Below are 15,937 nucleotides of genomic sequence, written 5' to 3'. Positions count from 1 at the left end.
GGTGCGCAATCTGCCGCTTCATCTGCGGGGCAACGGACCCTTTCCGCGCCGCATCGAGATTCGCGGGGAAGTGCTCATGTTCCGCCGGGAATTCGAGGAGCTGAACAAACGGCAGACCGAACTCGGACAGAAGCGTTTTGCCAATCCGCGCAACGCCGCGGCGGGTTCGCTGCGTCAGCTCGACACCAACGTGACGGCGAGCCGCAAGCTGCGTTTTCTGGCGTACAGTCTCGGCGAGGTGGACGCGCCGGGCATGACTTTGTGGCCGACGCATTCGGCGCTCATGGCCTCGCTGAAGGACTGGGGCTTCGATACGCCTCCCGAGGGGCGTCTTTGCCGGAATGCGGACGAGGCGCTCGCGTACTACAGGCACCTGGAGAGCGTGCGCGACGATCTGCCCTTTGAGATAGACGGCGTGGTGTACAAGCTGGACAACCGGGAGGCACAGGCTGCGCTGGGCTTTACGGCACGCGCTCCCCGTTTTGCCGTGGCCTGGAAGTTCACCTCCCGCAAGGCGGAAACGCGCTTGAAGAAGATAGCCATTCAGGTGGGACGCACGGGCGTGCTCACGCCTGTGGCGGAACTCGAGCCCGTGAGTCTCGGCGGCGTGATGGTGAGCCGGGCCACGCTGCACAACGAGGATGAAATCCGCCGTCTTGATCTGCGCGAGAACGATATCGTCATCATCCAGCGCGCCGGGGACGTGATTCCCGATGTGATCGGGCCCGTGCTGGAAAAAAGACCGGAAGGACTGGCTCCCTTTGAATTTCCGCACGTGTGTCCCGTGTGCGGCTCTCCGGCTAGGAGACTGGAAGGAGAGGCGGCGTGGCGATGCCTGAACATGGCCTGTCCGGCGGTCATCATGCGCAGCATCGTGCATTTCGTGTCCAAGGCCGGACTGGACGTGGACGGCGTGGGGGCGAAATGGGTGGAGGCGCTCATTGAATCCGGGCGTGTGAAGAGTCCGGCGGATCTGTTCACCGTGACTAAAGAGGAGCTCATGAGCTATGAGCGCATGGGCGAGGTGTCTGCGGGCAATTTCGTGGCCGCGCTGGAACAGGCGAAGAGTTCCGCGACGCTGACGCGCTTCATTGCCGCGCTGGGCATACGTCAGGTGGGCGAGCAGACCGCGCGCACGCTGGCCGAGCATTTTCACGACATGGACGAGCTGGAAAAGGCCGGAGTAGAGGAGCTCATGAGCCTGCCGGACATCGGTCCCGAGGTGGCGGGCAGCATCCGTGCCTTTTTTGAAACGGATTCCAACCGTGAACTTCTGGAGCGCTTCCGCGACATGGGACTCTGGCCGAAGGGCGGACGAAAAGAAGAGGGCACGGGCGCGCTTGCCGGGCGCAAGGTGCTCTTTACAGGCACGCTTTCCCGCCCGCGCGACGAGTACCGCAGAATGGCCGAAGCCGCCGGAGCCAACGTGGCGTCCGGGGTGTCGAAGACGCTGGATTATCTGATTGTTGGCGCAAACCCCGGCTCCAAGCTTGACAAGGCCAGAACTCTGGGTATCACCGTTCTGGATGAAGACGGCTTTCTTGCCCTGCTTCAGGAGAAAAGCCGTCAGTAATCTCCCGTCGGGTATCGAAAAAGCCCCTTGCCGCACTTGCGCGTTGGTGTTTTATTGGATATGATGGGCCAGATTTTTTTCAGTGTCCTCCCATGGACGGACGATGGATGGCAGTTGCCGGGGCCGCGGAGGCGGTCTGGCTGTGTATCATGTGGCCGTGAGGAGATATGCTGATAAGCGTTTATTTGATCAGGAGATTATGATGAAGACCAGCTCTCGCAATGCCTATCCCGGAAAAATCACTGCTGTTATCCCCGGAAGCCTCAGCGATGAGGTCGAAGTGACCCTGGAAACCGGAGAAAAGATTTACGGCCAGATTTCCCACGCCAGCTTCCAGAATCTTTCCCTGGCCGAAGGCAAGGAAGCCGTGGCCCTTGTCAAGGCGACGGAAATCATGCTTGTGGCTGACGACAACGAATACGAATTTTCCTGCCGCAACCAGTTCACCGGCAAGGTGGTCAAGCTGGTGCGCGGCTTCGTCAACGGCGAAGTGCTCATTCAGACCCCCAGCGGCATGGAAATCAACGCCACCGTCACGCTGGAAGGCGTGAACCGTCTGCGTCTGGAACGCGGCTGCACCGTGGTCGCCATGTTCAAGTCTCCCAACGTTCTGATCGCCGTCAAGAAGTAACGCTCAAAACCTGCACGGGCGGGCGGCGTCAAGCCGAACGGCAGGCAGCGCAGATTGCTTCTGGTTGGAAGAACTTTTCCTGTACAGGCAAAGGGGCACGCTTTCGCGTGCCCCTTTTTCGTGTCTTTTTGATGGCGTCTCTCTGCCGCGGTGTCTCAAACGCATGTTTCTGATGCCCGGGCGTCGCATCGCTGATTCCGTCGATGATGCCGTGTTTCTGCGTCGCGTCTTTTCATGTTTTGGCGTCGCGGCAGCTTTGACGCCGTACTTCCAGCATCCTTTGTTCCCTTCCCCCATGTCGGTTCCAGGCGAGACGCGCAGGCTCTGAAGTCGTGACAAGGCTGCGTCTTCATGCCGGATTGAGGCGTGCTGAATCGAGGCGTCGGGAAAAGCCGGGGCTTGCGACGGCGCATGCGTCGCCCTCCGGTTGTGAGAGCGGCGTACTATTTTTTGCCGAAGCGCAGCAGCAGCGCGGAGGTCAGGATAAGCGCGTATCCGAGCAGTTCGCTGGATTCCTCCATCGCATTTTTGGCGGCGCGCCAGTCGCCGTCCGGCAGCAGCGTTTTCCACAGCATGCTTGTGCCGAACAGGCGGGAATACGCCAGAACAATGACGAGCCCTGCGAGAAGAAGAGGAAAGTGCCGCCAGCGGATCAGTCGTGCCAGTCCTGTTACGGCGTCGCGCAGATTCGAGACAGCAAAGGCCAGACAGCCGAAAGCCAGCGTGAGGGCCGGCCACTTCCAGCAGCCGTGAGAGATCATGTCGAGAAAGTAGTCCTGCTCGCGTATGAGCATGCAGCCGGTGAGACCTCCGACAAGCGTCAGGGCCCGGCGCATGTCCGGACAGCGGCGCGCCTCGGAAAAGAAAAGCGCCGTGCTTGCCAGAAGCAGCAGCGTCTGGCTGAACTCCGTGGGGCCGACTTCCGCAAAGGGGTGAAGGCATCCGGCATCCCACCAGAAAATGAGGAAAAGAGCGAGAATGCCCAGTCCGAGCCCGAAGAGAAGGCGCAGTGCGCAGGCAATGGTTTTCAGATCAGATAAAAATTCCCTGTTCTGCAAAGATGAAAAGCGGATATTCATGGCAATCACATCGTTATGAAGTCTGTTTTTTTGCGGAAAAGACAGCGGATTTCCGCCCACAGACCGGGGAAAGGGTGATGGATATTCGCCGTGAAGAACGCGCTTGTCAAGCGGTGTCGATGAAGAAAAAGCGTAACGTTTGCTTCAAAGACAAAGTTGCAGGAAAAAAGAGTCCGCTTTCTGCATGGATACAGAAAACGGACGAATGCTAGAACGTTTTTTTCGTGGCAATGTATTGCACCAGCAAGGGCAGAGCCACGCCGCAGGCACAGGTGAGAAGTGCGAGCAGCACCATGCCGTCCATGGCCGGCGGCAGCGCGGGCAGCGTGCCGTTGTGCCACGGCCATACCGTGCGCAGCGATCCGGCCATGAAGCCGATGAGCACCGCGTTGGTCTGCGAGGGATAGCGTCGGAAGCATGCCGCGAGCACGCGGCTGAAGCTCATGAGTCCGCACAGGCCCCCGGCGATGAAGGTGAGAAGCACCGGCAGATTGAGATGCACCACCGCGGAAAGGATGAAGGCGTATTGTCCCATGACGACCAGCATGAACGAGCCGGATATGCCGGGCAGAATCATGGCGCACAGGGCGATGAATCCGGCAACGAAGATGTTCGGCAGAGCGTGGGAGGCCGTCATGGCTTCGGCTCCGGTGACGAACCAGGCCGCCACGGCTCCCGCGACAAGCAGCAGCACGTTGCCTGCGGGCATGCTCTGGCCTCGGGTCATGAGCACGATGGACGAGATGATGAGCCCGAAAAAGAAGGCCCACAGAGCTTCGGGCCAGGCGTGAAGCAGATAGAGGGTCAGGCGCGCAAGACTGAAGATGGACGTGCCTATGCCGATGACCAGCGGCAGCAGAAAGCCCCAGGGAATGCCCGCGCAGGCTTCCTTGAAGCGACCGGTGAAAAAGAGCCGGAAGAACGTGACGTTGAAGGCCTTGATGCCGTTCAGCAGCTTGTCGTAGATGCCGGTGATGAAGGCAATGGTGCCGCCGGACACGCCGGGCACCACGTCGGCGGCGCCCATGGCCAGGCCGCAGAGGAGGTAGCGCAGCTTTTCCCTCATTCCTTGTCTCCCTTCACCAGGCGCACGCGCAGTTCGCGACGGGAAGGAATGCGGCGATAGCGGATGTCGGGAACGCCTATCATGAGTCCCGCCATGGGGATGAGGCCGTCTTCCGTGCCCATGGCCTTGCGCACGTCTTCGCTCATGGCCGCCGCCCGCATGACGTAGCCGGCCCAGCAGCCGCCGAGGCCCATGACGGGAAGCAGCAGATCAAGCGCGGACACGGCAATGGAACAGTTCACGATGTCGAGATCATAGGAGCCGCCTGCGCAGGCGAACACCGCGCAGGGCGCGCCGCGGAAAATGGGATCCCCGCCCCGATCGTGGGCAAGCACCACGCCGGCGAGCCGCTTGTCGCCGCGGAAGGCGTTGACCACGGCGTCCGCCACGCGGCGCAGAACGTCCCTGCCTTCCAGCACCAGCCAGCTCACGTTTTCCAGATTCTTGCCCGTGGGCGCGTAGCGTGCGACATCCAGAGCTTTCAGCAGCAGATCTTCCGGCACGTCCTGTTCCTTGAACTCGCGCACGGAACGGCGGCCGCGGATGAGCGCCGCAAGACTGTCCTCATCGGGCAGCGGAGCCGCGGGAGCGAGCGTGTCGGGATTCACGCCGTCCAGCTGCACGGCGGCCTGAGGACAGACGGCCGCGCAGTGACCGCAGTGCATGCAGTATTCCTCATGATGAATGCGCACGCCTTCGTCGGAAACGTGAAAGCAGTGCAGGGGGCAGACTCGGGCGCAAAGCCCGCAACGGACGCAACGGGAATCCTCAATGTGTATCATGGCTTTTCCTGAAGGTATATGCTAAAGAATGTCCGTGCAGCATAGAGGAAAATGCGTGAAAGGGGAAGAACTTCCTTTTGGCGACGTCGCCGTCGGCATCGGTTTTCCTTTCTGCGGCAGAACGCGGACTGCCGCGTCGGACATGCGCCGCGGGCTGCCGGTTCTGCACTTTCTCTGCGGTTTTCCTCAGACAGGGAACAATTCATGGAATCGCTGACTCTTGTCGTGCTCGGGGCGCTGGTCGCCGTTGTTGGTTTTGTCTGGGCGGTGTTCTGCGTCATACATGCGCTGCTGCATAAAAAGGATTCGCAGTCCGCTCTGGCATGGGTGGCGAGCATCATGCTGCTGCCTTTTCTGGGGAGTCTCGCGTATTCGCTTTTCGGCATCAGCCGGGCCGACAGTCTGGCCGGACGGCTTCTCGACGAGGCGGCCAGAAGGCAGGATTCGTCCGACAGAATTTTGGATCGCCGACTGAACGCCGAAGAGGACGACGATTCCCTTCCCGCGGAATGGGAGGCTCTGAAGGTGGGCCGAGCCCTCACCGGACGCCGCATGATGCGCGGCAACCGGCTGGAACTTCTGAAGAACGGCGAAGAGGCCTATCCGGCCATGCTGGAAGCCATAGGACAGGCCAAACGCATGGTCTGCCTGTCCACCTATATTTTCCGCGGCGACGATACGGGCCGCGCCTTTGCCGACGCGCTTGAAGCTGCAGCCAGACGCGGCGTGGACGTCAGACTCATTGTGGACGGGCTGGGCGGCATGATCTATTCGCTGCGCAAGCCGTGGCGCAAGCTGCGCGAAAAGGGCGTGAAGGTGCAGATGTTTCTGCCGCCGCGCCTGTGGCCGCCCATGTTTGCCGTGAATCTGCGCACGCACCGCAAGGTGCTCGCCTGCGACGGCGTCGTAGCCTTTACCGGCGGCATGAACATCGGGGATCATCATCTGGTCACGCTGCCGCGGTGCGGACGCGTGCAGGACATCCACTTCCGCTGCACCGGGCCCGTGGCCGCGCGCCTGCAGGAAGCCTTTCTCATGGACTGGGCTTTTGTGAGCAAGCTGCCCACGCCGCCTTCGCTCATGGAACCTGAGGAGAAGGGCGCGTCACACTGCCGCCTGGTGTTCGACGGCCTCGGCCGCAGCCGGGAAGACATTCATCAGCTTCTGTGCGGCGTGATTTCCGCGGCCAGACGGCGTGTCGTCATTTTCACGCCGTACTTCATTCCTCCGCGCGAGCTGTCCGGCGCTCTGGTGGCCGCCGTGCAGCGCGGCGTGCAGGTGGACGTCATCCTTCCGGCGCAGAACAATCTTTTCTACGTGCATCACGCCTCCCGCCGCTATCAGGGAGCGCTGGCCAGAATGGGCGTGCGCATCTGGTATCAGCCGCCGCCGTTTGCCCACACCAAGCTTCTGCTGGTGGACGACTGGTATGCGCTGATGGGCTCGGCCAATCTCGATCCGCGCAGCCTTTTTCTCAATTTTGAGCTCAACGTCGAGGTGGCCGATCCGGCTTTTCAGAAGGAACTTTCGGACTATGCCTCCGAGGTGCTGTCCCGCTCGCGTCGGATGCGCTACGAAGACTATGACCGCGCCGCTCTTCCCTCAAAGCTGTTCGATTCGCTGTGCTGGCTGCTCAGTCCCTATATTTGATGCCCTGAAAGATAGCGAAATATTAAGCAAGACTTCTGGCGTTGACTTATCCGCCCAATGCCGTATGTGAGTAACATACGCTACCTTATGTCATGCAAGGAGTTTGCCATGTCGCTGTTCGATATTCTGAATTCCCCTGAACTCAAATCCACGCTTGGTTCCTTTGCCGACAAGGCGAAGAACACGGCTTCCGATATCACTTCCAAAGCGCCCGGCGGGCTCGGCGGACTGCTCGGAGCCGGGGCGCTGGGCGCGCTTCTGGGCAGCTTTGTTTCCAAGAGCGTGCTGAAGGACGCCGCCCTGGTGGGCGCGGGTGCCGTGGCCTGGAATTTTTATCAGAAGTGGAGTCAGAGCCGTGGCGCTCAGACGGAGGAAGTCGAAGTGTTTTCCCGGCAGACGACCGGGGCAACGGTCGGGGCCTCCGTGCCCGCGCCTGCGCTGGACAATACGGCCATGCTCATGCTTCGCGCCATGGTGTACACGGCCCGGGCCGACGGTCATATCGACGCAACGGAACAGGGGCGCATTCTCAAGCTGGTGGAGCAGCTCTGGCCGGGCAGAGACATGTCTGCCGTCATGAACGGCCTGATGAGCGAACCCATTGATCCGTCCCGACTGGCGGCGGAGGTGCGCTCGCCGGAGCAGGGCGACGATTTGTATCGGCTCTCCTGTCTCATTGTGGACGTCGATCATTTTATGGAACGCAGCTATCTTGACGGTCTTGCCTCGGCGCTGCACCTCTCCGCCGAGAGAAAGGCGGCGCTGGAGCAGGAAGTGGCGCAGGCGAGACAGCAGCTGCTGCCGGACTAGAGGAGCGTTTCGTCTTTTTGTTTTCGGCGCTATTTTGCCGTGTGCGCAGGGGCGGACACATGCCCTGTATGATGCCTGATGCATTGCGCCGCAGGGTTTTGCCGCATCGTAGTTTCGGCAGGACTTTGCGGCGCGAGCTTTTTGTACTACACTGAGACAGTTTTTTCTTGCGGGTGAAACGTCTCCGGCCTGCGCGCAGGGCGCGATGCAGGGGAAGGAGGAAAATTGTGAAGGAGAAAAGTATGAAAAGAGTGCTGGGCGTGGGAGCGCTGCTTGTGTGTCTGGGAACCGTGCAGCCGTGTCTGGCGGAAGAGGAACTGGCTCCGGGCTTTGACGCCTGCATGGAAAAGTCGGGTGGCGTGACGATGGAAATGCGCGTATGCCTTGACGAGGCCTACAAGTACTGGGATGCCGAGCTGAACAGCAATTACTCGTCGGCCATGAAGCGGTGCAGCGATACGAGTGACCCGAAGGCGTGCAAGAATCGCCTTCGCAATGCCGAACGCCTGTGGGTGCAATACAAGGAGGCCATGTCGGACGCGATCATGGGCTATGAGGAAGGCACCATGGGACCGGTTCTCGGCGCGGATTTTCTGGCGAGGGAGACGAAAAAGCAGGCGCAGGAACTGGGAAGCATGGCCGGGCAGGGCGAGTAGGGTCCTGTGCCGCGTATCCTTGAATCGGACGGCGTCCGAGGCGTTGGCGCATTGTTTCGTGAACGGAAACGTGTCGAAACCTGAGGCCGAAGATGCGCTCGTCACGGAGCGCGGGGCTCGCCGTGCCGCTGCGGACAAGCTGTCTGAGAAATGTCTTTAGCATCTGAAGTGCATAAAAAAGGCGCGTTTCAACACGCGCCTTTTTTATGCGGAAAGGTTGTTCGTGAACCGCCGCTCCAGGGGCGGCGATCACGCGGCATCGGAAGTCTTACACGTTGAACAGGAAGTTCATCATGTCGCCGTCCTGGACCACATAGTCCTTGCCTTCCACGCGGAGCACGCCCGCAGCGCGGCAGGCCGCTTCGGACTTGTACTTCATGTAGTCTTCGTAGCTGATGACTTCGGCGCGGATGAAGCCCTTTTCAAAGTCGGTGTGGATGACGCCTGCGGCCTGCGGAGCCTTCCAGCCCTGACGGAACGTCCAGGCGCGCACTTCCTTGGGACCGGCGGTCAGGAAGCTTGCCAGACCGAGCGTGTGATAGCCCATGCGGATGATGTTTTCGAGGCCGCTTTCCTCAATGCCGTAGGATTCCAGCATTTCAGCCTGTTCGGCGTCGGAGAGGCCCTGAAGTTCCTCTTCGAGGCGGGCGCAGATCTTCACCATGCCGCAGCCGCGGGATTCGGCCAGCTTGCGCAGCGCCTTCACGTGCTCGTTGTCTTCCTCGATGCCGGCTTCGTCCACGTTGGCGCAGTAGATGAACTTCTTGGCCGTGAGCAGGGAGAGCTCGCGCCACACCTGCTTGAAGGGCTCGTTGAGTTCGGGCACTTCAAAGGTGGAACCGGGCTTGCCTTCGCCAAGATGGGCGACAAGCGCTTCGAGCACGGGCTGTGCCTTCTGCATTTCCTTGTCGAACTTGGATTTTTTCTTCAGCGTATCGAGGCGTTTTTCTGCGGTGTCGAGGTCGGCGAGCAGCAGTTCGGTTTCAATGGTGTCCACGTCGCGCAGCGGATCAATGCTGCCGTCCACGTGGGCGATGTTTTCATCGTCGAAGCAGCGCACCACTTCCACGATGGCGGCGCATTCGCGGATGTTGGCCAAAAACTGGTTGCCGAGACCTTCGCCCTTGCTGGCCCCGCGCACGAGACCGGCGATGTCCACGAAGTCCACGGTGGCGTAGATGGTTTTGGCGGGCTTCACGAGCTCGGTGAGCGCGTCGACGCGCTTGTCGGGCACGGCCACGGTGGCCTTGTTGGGCTCGATGGTGCAGAAGGGATAGTTGGCGGCTTCGGCGTTCTGCGCCTTGGTGAGCGCATTGAACAGGGTGGACTTGCCCACGTTGGGCAGACCGACGATACCTAGACTCAGTGACATGACAAAACTCCGGAATAAGGCGGGACGCGCATCAGCCGCGCACGGCTATGTGAAGATTGGCGACGCCCAGCGTGAAGGGAATGTGCTGAACAAAGGCAAAGCCCGCCTCGCGCAGTTCGTCGCTGAAGGCGGCGGGCTTCGGAAAGTTTTCGATGGTGTCGGCAAAGTAGTCGTAGGCCGACGTGGAATGGCTGACGAGTCCGGCGAGTTTGGGCATGATGTGGCGCAGATACCAGTGATAGCACGGGCCGAACACGGGCGTGGACACGGGAGCGAATTCCAGAATGCAGGCTCTGCCGCCGGGCACGAGCAGACGATGCATTTCGCGCAGAGCCTCCATGCGGGGACGCACGTTGCGTATGCCGAAGGCGATGGTCACGGCGTCGGCGCAGCCGTCGGGAAGCGGCATGTGACGGGCGTCGGCCACCATGGTGGTCACGCGGGAGCGTTCGCCGGCGCGCATTTTGTGCTCTTCGCCGTAGCGGAGCATGGGCTCGCAGATGTCCGTGGCGTACACGCGCAGCTCAGGATAGCGGCGTATCAGCGCAAGAGTGACGTCGAGCGTGCCCGCGGCCATGTCGATGACCGTGTTCGTGGGGCCGGGAACCACGGAACGCACGAGATTGCGCCGCCACCAGCAGTCCAGAAAGAGGCTGAACACGCGGTTCTGCAGGTCGTACCACGGCGTCATGCGGCCGAACATTTCCGACACGTTGCGGGTGTGCTCGTCGCCGGGCTCCTGGGAGGACGCGCGTTCGGAAGACGCCGCGTCTGCGGAAGTGCTGGCGTTGTCTGCGGCCGCGTCCGCCGCGGGACGGCTGTTTTCGGCAGAAGATGCGGACTCCTGCTTCCGGGAAAGGGATTCGTCGCCGGGCATGTTCTGACTCACTGCTCGTCTCCTTCCTCTTCGAGGCGTTCTCTGCCCTTCAGGGCGGTGTCCATGACCACGCGGTAGATGGAGGGGAAGATTTCCTCGAAATTGCTGGGAGAAAGGCGCTGCGATTCGATGAACTTCACCGCGATTTCCTTGCTCACCTGCATGATTTCACGTTCCAGTTTTTCCATTATGAACTCCTGCGGCGAGGCCGCAAGCTGAAGGCAAAAAAACCCGCCTGTGGGGAATGGCCCCGGCCACCGCGGCTGGGAACCGGGCGGGTCAAAAAGACGGGAAGGAATGCCCCCCCAGCCTTTTTATGTTGACGTGTATTGAACGGCGCTTTTCGGATCTGCGTTCCGGTCTGCGTTCCGGCGCGCAGCCGAGGCTGCGCTCTGACGCCGGGAGAGACCCGCGCGGCCCGCTCCCGGCGAGCGGTTAGAACATGTCTTTGAGCAGATCTTCGCCCTGCTGTGCCTGTTCCTCCACCTGCTGAACGAGCGCGGGATCGACGTCGCCGTCGAGGGCGTCGAGGCCGTAGCCCGTGCCGGGTTCGGTGCCTTCAATGAAGGGCATGCTCATGCCGTCGGCGTCGGCGAACACGATGCCGTCGGGCTTGGGGAAGTCGTCGGGCGGATAGGCCTTGAGCGCCTCCTTGGCATAGTAGATGTAGGCGGGCAGGGCGGCGCCGGAGCCCGTTTCGCCGCGGCCCATGGGCTGAAGCTGATCGTAGCCTATGTAGGTGGCGGTGACGAGGTAGGGCGTCATGCCGATGAACCAGGCGTCGTTTTCGTCGTTGGTGGTGCCGGTTTTGCCGCCGAGCGGGCGACCCAGCACGCGGGCCTTGCCGCCGGTGCCGAAGTTCACCACGCCTTCGAGCAGCTTGGCCATGACGTAGGCGTTCTGCGGCGTGATGGCCTGCACGGATTCGGGCTGGCTTTCATAGATGGTGTTGCCCCAGGGGCCCTGAATGCTGGTGATGAAGCGCGGCGAGCTGACCTTGCCGCCGTTGGCGAAGGCGGTGTAGGCCTGCGCCAGATTGAGCGGAGACACGGCCACGGCGCCCAGACTGATGGACAGGGTGGCCGGGAACTCGGGCGTGAGTCGCAGGGCCTTGGCGCGGGCAATGATGTGTTCCACGCCCATCTGCTGCGCCACGCGCACGGTGCAGAGGTTGCGGGAGCGGGCGAGAGCGCGGAAGAGCGGCATGGGGCCGTTGAACTTGCCGTCGTCGTTGCCGGGACGCCAGGCTTTTTTCGTCCACTTGTCGATGAGGATGATGGGGGCGTCGAGCAGCATGGAGGCGGGGGTGAAGCCGTTGTCGAGCGCCGCGGAATAGACGATGGGCTTGAACGAGGAGCCGGGCTGGCGCTGCGCCTGCGTGACGCGGTTGAACTGGGAGCCGGAGCTGCCGAAGGAATAGCCGCCCACCATGGCCACCACGTCGCCGCTCTGCGGCTCGATGGACACCATGGCACCCTGCACGTCGGGATACTGCTGGAGTCGCAGGGCAATGACGGCCTCATGGGGACGCAGCACGGCGTCCTGCACGTTTTTGGGCGCTTCCGTCACGTTTTTGCCCTTGGTGTTTTTCTTCTGGGCCTTGGCGGGCGCGGCAGGCGTCTTGTCGCGGGAAACCCAGATGACGTCGCCGGGCTTGACCACTTTTGTGGCGTCGCGCATCACCACGGCGGTGACGGAACCGGCCACGCGCTTGTTCGGCTTGCGCGCCCAGTTCATGTTGCGCACGCTCACGTAGCCGCGCTGCGTTTCGGAGAGCAACACGTCTGCGCCGGACTTGTTCACGCTCGTCACGAGCGCAAGCGCCCAGCCGTCGTCGTCGAGATCGGAGAGCTTGAAGTCCTTTTTCTTGAGAAAGTCCGTGTATTCGGAAGGTTCGAGATGCTTGACCGGTCCGAGCCAGCCGTGACGCTTGGTGGCGTCTTCCAGACCGTGGCGCAGACCTTCGTTGGCGGCCTTCTGCTGCAAGGGATCCATGGCGGTGTGGACGGTGAGGCCGAGCTCATACACGGCATCTTCGCCGTACACGCCGAAGTCGTAGCCGTTTTTCTTGCAGTTCTCTTCCGAGAACATTTCCACGAGCAGGCGGCGCACTTCTTCCATGTACCAGGCCCCGTCGGGATTGGACGAGGGCATGGCCTTGTATTCGAGCTTCTGATTGATGGCTTCGTCGTACTGGGCGTCGCTTATCCAGCCGAGGTCGCGCAGGCGGCGCAGCACGTGACGCTGACGGTTCTGGGCTGCTTCGGGATTGCGGTAGGGATTGTAGGCGGAAGGCGACTGGCCGAGACCGGCGATGAGCGCGGCTTCGGCAATGGTGAGATCCCTGGCGTTCTTGGCGAAGTACACGCGCGCGGCGGCTTCCACGCCGTAGGCGTTGTTGCCGAGGAATATCTGATTGATGTAGAGGGTGAGAATTTCGTCCTTGCTGAGCTGCTTTTCCAGGCGGTAGGCGAGAATGGCTTCCTTGAGCTTGCGTTCGTAGCTCTTTTCCGGGGTGAGCATGAGACGCTTGACCACCTGCTGCGTGATGGTGCTGCCGCCCTGCCTTGTGGAGCCGTGCTGGAAGTTGGCTATGGCCGCACGCACGATGGCCTTGATGTCCACGCCGGGGTGATTGTAGAACTGATCGTCTTCCACGGCGAGGAAGGACAAGGGCACGAACTTGGGAAGCTGGTCGAGCGTGACGAGAAAACGCCGTTCGTGGTAGAGCTGGCCGATGAGGCTGCCGTCGCGGGCGAGCACGGTGGTCACCAGCGGCGGACGGTAGTCGGCGATCTTGCTGAAGCTCGGCAGATCGTCGGACACCCACTGATACAGCATGTAGCCGCCTGCGGCCGCGCCCAGCGCGCCGAGCACGACCAGCGTGCCGAAAATGTAGAGTATGGTGCCGAAGAATCCGCGGCCCTTGCGGCGTTTTCTGCGGGATTTTCCGGGAGCGTCCAGAGAAAGCAGTTCGCTGTCGGAGTCGTCCTCATCCGCGGGTCTGGAAGATCTTCTGTTCCTGCCGGGGGCGGGCGTTCCGAAATCGAGCCTGTCGAGTCCGTTGTCGTTGTTCCAGTCTTTGTCGCTCATGGCAATAGGGAAAGTGAAGTGTCCGGGGAAAGCGTTCCGCCCGGGGGCGGAACGCCGTGACTGTGCGCTAGTTCTGGCCGAGCAGACGGGCCAGAGCTTCGTTGACCATGGCGGGATTCGCCTTGCCGCGCATTTCGCGCATGACCTGGCCGACGAAGAAGCTGACGAGCTTGGTTTTGCCGCCCTTGTAGGCTTCCACTTCGGCGGGATGGGCGTCGATCACCTTCTGCACGGCGGCGTCGATGGCGCCGGTGTCGGAAACCTGAACGAGGCCGCGTTCCTTGACGAGCGCCGCGGGCATGACGTCGCCCTTCATGAGCTCGGGGAAGATGTCGGCGGCAATCTTGGCGGAAATGGTGCCGTTGCCGATGATGGTGATGAGCTCGGCGATGGCTTCGGGCGTGATCTTGAGGTCGGCGCTGCTGACGCCGGTCTGATTGATTTCGCGCAGCAGCATGCCGAGCATGATGTTGGCCGCCTTCTTGGGCTGAGCGCCGAGCGCGCAGGTCTTTTCAAAGAGCTCGGCGAGATGCGGATCGGAGCAGAGCTGTTCGGCGTCCTGTTCGGGCAGCTGGAGTTCGCCCATGTAGCGGGCCATGCGGGCTTCGGGCAGTTCGGGCTGCGTGGCGGCCCATTCGGCGAGTTCCTCGTCGGTAATGACCACGGGCAGAAGGTCGGGGTCGGGGAAGTAGCGGTAGTCCTGCGCGTCTTCCTTGCTGCGCATGGGCGCGGTGAGGTTGCGGTTCGCGTCGTAGAGGCGGGTTTCCTGAATCACCTTTTCGCCGTCGTCGAGCAGATCGGACTGCCTGGCGATTTCAAATTCGATGGCGCGCTGCACGTTGCGGAAGGAGTTGAGGTTCTTCAGTTCGGTGCGGGTGCCGAGCTTTGTTTCACCGCGCGGACGGATGGACACGTTGGCGTCGCAGCGGAAGCAGCCTTCCTCCATGTTGCCGTTGCTGATGCCGAGGCTCACCACCATGGCGTGCAGCTTCTTGAGGTAGGCCACGGCCTCTTCGGCGCTGCGCAGATCAGGTTCGCTCACGATTTCGATGAGCGGGGTGCCGGCGCGGTTGAGGTCCACGTAGCTGAAGTTTTCGCCCTGCGGATGGATGTTCTTGCCCGCGTCGTCTTCCATGTGAATGCGGGTGATGCCGATGCGGCGCTTCTGTCCGTTGACCGTGATGTCGAGCCAGCCGTGTTCGCACAGCGGAAGCTCGAACTGCGATATCTGATAGTCCTTGGGCATGTCGGGATAGAAGTAGTTCTTGCGGGCGAACTGGGAGCGCTGATTGATCTGCGCGTGGATGGCGAGGGCCATGCGCGTGGCGTATTCCACGGCCTTGCGGTTCAGCACGGGCAGCACGCCGGGCATGCCGGAGCACACTTCGCAGACGTTGGTGTTCGGCTCGTCGCCGAAGGAGTTGGGGCAGGAACAGAAAAGTTTGCTGGCCGTGGCCAGGTGTACATGTACTTCCAGGCCGATGACAGCCTCGTATGCAGACATGGGGTACTCCCTGAAAATAGCTGGTAAACAAAGCTCCGAATGGAGGAATCTGTATTGCTATCATTAAAAGGCCCGGGGCTCAAGCGAAACCCGGGAGCGCGTTCAGGGCGTCGCGGGAGGGAACGGCGGTCGCGGGGGAGAGTGACGCGGACGGGCCAACCCGGCGGAAAAAGCGAAGAATTGCTTTCCGCGCAGGACGGACGGCAAACCGGATCGCGCCGACGAGGCGCGGGAGCAAACTGAGCACGCGGAACGCAAAAGTCGCGCTTTCGGACAAAGTTGCGCGGGAGCCTCCGAATGCAGGGAAGCCCGGAAGGAAGAGAATGCGCCGGGCGAGGCGCGTCGAATTCTCCGAACGCAGGGATGACGAACAGCTGCGTTTTCTGGAAAAGATGCGGCGCGGGAGTCGCAGGGCGTTGTGGGGCATGCGCCCTGCCTCGGCGCGGGGGAAGGGGGAGCGGGCGCGCGTTTTCGCCGGGCGAGGCGGAGCGCGGAAGGCTTTTTTCAGCCGTTTTCCCGTCTGCCCGGCCCGGAGGTGACGATGCCGCGATCGATGAGGCGGCGCAGGTACCAGTTCTTGTCGCTCACGAGCATGTGGAGCTGATCGGGCGTGCCCTGGATTTCCAGCACGTCGCCGAAGTCCAGCGGCAGATTTTCCTGTCCGTCCACGGAAAGCAGCACCTGATCGCCCTGACGGCAGGCTTCCAGCCGGATGCAGGAAGAGGCGGGCAGTGCGATGGGGGGAAAGCCTCCGGCAAAGGGACAGATGGGCGTGACGAGCTGGGCGTTCATGGAGGGAATGGTGAGCGGGCCTCCACTCCAAGAACCAATGAAAGGAATCCTT

Annotated in this window: 13 protein-coding genes and 1 pseudogene; 5 read left to right on the top strand and 9 right to left on the bottom strand. The window is 61.7% G+C overall.

Annotated elements, in window-relative coordinates; genetic code table 11:
* Together ligA and ACZM96_RS06180 are read left to right on the top strand one after the other, a co-directional pair.
* Positions 1-1,573 (top strand): NAD-dependent DNA ligase LigA (gene ligA, locus ACZM96_RS06185; protein ID WP_489487960.1); only part of this gene is annotated, 1,573 nt, incomplete at its 5' end.
* 199 nt (positions 1,574-1,772) lie between these two features.
* Positions 1,773-2,204 carry a TOBE domain-containing protein gene (locus ACZM96_RS06180; protein WP_489487958.1) on the top strand — a complete coding sequence of 144 codons (432 nt, stop codon included), beginning with the start codon at positions 1,773-1,775 and terminating at the stop codon, positions 2,202-2,204.
* A 443-nt stretch (positions 2,205-2,647) separates the two neighbouring features.
* Here ACZM96_RS06180 and ACZM96_RS06175 read toward each other — a convergent pair whose 3' ends face one another.
* From ACZM96_RS06175 to ACZM96_RS06165, 3 genes are all read right to left on the bottom strand, one after another.
* Positions 2,648-3,283, bottom strand: a complete 636-nt coding sequence (locus tag ACZM96_RS06175; RefSeq protein ID WP_489487957.1) for a hypothetical protein — start codon at positions 3,281-3,283, stop codon at positions 2,648-2,650.
* Between the two features lie 208 nt (positions 3,284-3,491).
* Entirely contained in the window at positions 3,492-4,349 is an 858-nt protein-coding gene (locus ACZM96_RS06170) for a DUF368 domain-containing protein (RefSeq protein WP_489487955.1), read from the bottom strand.
* Complete coding sequence (locus tag ACZM96_RS06165; protein ID WP_489487954.1) at positions 4,346-5,131, bottom strand: nitroreductase family protein; 786 nt, start codon at positions 5,129-5,131, stop codon at positions 4,346-4,348. The genes ACZM96_RS06170 and ACZM96_RS06165 overlap by 4 nt, the downstream gene beginning before the upstream one ends.
* A 204-nt stretch (positions 5,132-5,335) precedes the next feature.
* On the opposite strand from ACZM96_RS06165, the gene ACZM96_RS06160 reads away from it, so the two are divergent.
* The 3 genes from ACZM96_RS06160 to ACZM96_RS06150 all read left to right on the top strand — a co-directional run bounded on the left by ACZM96_RS06160 (position 5,336) and on the right by ACZM96_RS06150 (position 8,247).
* Positions 5,336-6,781, top strand: a complete 1,446-nt coding sequence (locus tag ACZM96_RS06160; RefSeq protein WP_489487953.1) for a phospholipase D-like domain-containing protein — start codon at positions 5,336-5,338, stop codon at positions 6,779-6,781.
* A 108-nt stretch (positions 6,782-6,889) separates the two neighbouring features.
* Positions 6,890-7,591 (top strand): tellurite resistance TerB family protein, encoded by a 702-nt coding sequence (locus tag ACZM96_RS06155; protein ID WP_489487952.1) that lies wholly within the window; start codon positions 6,890-6,892, stop codon positions 7,589-7,591.
* A 242-nt stretch (positions 7,592-7,833) separates the two neighbouring features.
* The gene (locus tag ACZM96_RS06150) at positions 7,834-8,247 is read left to right on the top strand and encodes a lysozyme inhibitor LprI family protein (RefSeq protein ID WP_489487950.1); all 414 of its coding nucleotides are present in this window, start codon (positions 7,834-7,836) and stop codon (positions 8,245-8,247) included.
* 268 nt (positions 8,248-8,515) lie between these two features.
* Here the strand turns inward: ACZM96_RS06150 and ychF are convergent, their stop codons facing one another.
* The 6 genes and pseudogenes from ychF to ACZM96_RS06120 all read right to left on the bottom strand — a co-directional run.
* Positions 8,516-9,619 carry a redox-regulated ATPase YchF gene (ychF, locus tag ACZM96_RS06145; RefSeq protein WP_489487948.1) on the bottom strand — a complete coding sequence of 368 codons (1,104 nt, stop codon included), beginning with the start codon at positions 9,617-9,619 and terminating at the stop codon, positions 8,516-8,518.
* Positions 9,620-9,650: 31 nt separating this feature from the next.
* Positions 9,651-10,508, bottom strand: coding sequence for a ubiquinone/menaquinone biosynthesis methyltransferase (locus ACZM96_RS06140; protein WP_489487946.1), 858 nt, complete (start codon positions 10,506-10,508; stop codon positions 9,651-9,653).
* A complete protein-coding gene (locus ACZM96_RS06135; protein WP_489487944.1) occupies positions 10,505-10,684 on the bottom strand; it encodes a hypothetical protein in 180 nt (59 codons plus the stop codon). Before ACZM96_RS06135 ends, ACZM96_RS06140 begins: the two co-directional genes overlap by 4 nt.
* A gap of 247 nt (positions 10,685-10,931) precedes the next feature.
* On the bottom strand, positions 10,932-13,589 hold the full coding sequence (locus tag ACZM96_RS06130) for a penicillin-binding protein 1A (RefSeq protein WP_489487942.1): 2,658 nt from the start codon (positions 13,587-13,589) through the stop codon (positions 10,932-10,934).
* Between the two features lie 67 nt (positions 13,590-13,656).
* Positions 13,657-15,093, bottom strand: a complete 1,437-nt coding sequence (gatB, locus tag ACZM96_RS06125) for an Asp-tRNA(Asn)/Glu-tRNA(Gln) amidotransferase subunit GatB (RefSeq protein WP_489487941.1) — start codon at positions 15,091-15,093, stop codon at positions 13,657-13,659.
* A gap of 504 nt (positions 15,094-15,597) precedes the next feature.
* Positions 15,598-15,937: pseudogene (locus ACZM96_RS06120) on the bottom strand (hypothetical protein); the annotation flags it as partial.

Source organism: Mailhella sp. (genome assembly GCF_057866825.1).
This window is presented reverse-complemented; position numbering and strand designations above follow the sequence as displayed.